The organism is Vibrio sp. D173a (genome assembly GCF_030248475.1).
Genome location: NZ_JAHGAH010000876.1, coordinates 1 through 641 on the forward strand (window position 1 = coordinate 1; position 641 = coordinate 641).

Consider the following 641-nt stretch of genomic DNA (forward strand, 5'->3'; position numbering starts at 1 on the left):
TATCTGCTTTAACTTATGATGTTCTCTGTTAACCTCACGTCGAGACAGCGAATAGACGGTGCCGAAGTTCTCACTGTCTAATAAAGCGCTCAAAGTTTCTCGGCCAACTAAGCCACTTGCTCCAGCAATGATGATTGTTCTGTTCATATTTAATCCACCGTCTGTTTATGTTTAACACTAACGTTGTCTCGACCTTGTATATACTAGAACAAACATACCGACCGGTCTAGTCAGGGTTTTGTTAAGTTTGTCAGAATTAGACTGGACGGTCGGTTTAGTGAGCGTATAATGCTTCTAATCATTTAGATTCCGAGCTGACTTATGAAAGACTTAAAACAAAAACTTTTGGACGTAGGCTTTGAGCTTATAAGTGAACAGGGTTTTGCAGGCCTTGGGTTGATGAAGATTATTAATAGCGCTGAAGCAACGAAGGGGTCGTTTTACCATCACTTCAAATCGAAAGAAGACTTTGGGTCTGTGCTATTGACGAATTACTTCGAAGATCACCTAGAAACCCTCGATAGTTTCTTGATGGATACCTCTCTTTCTTACCAAGATCGAGTTAAAGCATACTTTGACTATTGGTGTTCAGAGAAACTGACTTCAGATTTTCAAATAAAATGCTTGGTCGTTAAATTATC

General features: G+C 39.5%; 1 protein-coding gene. It reads left to right on the forward strand.

What is annotated here, in order from left to right:
- Positions 1–321 precede the first annotated feature (321 nt).
- The coding region (locus KIV40_RS29960; RefSeq protein ID WP_285352912.1) for a TetR/AcrR family transcriptional regulator at positions 322–641 on the forward strand (320 nt) is incomplete at its 3' end.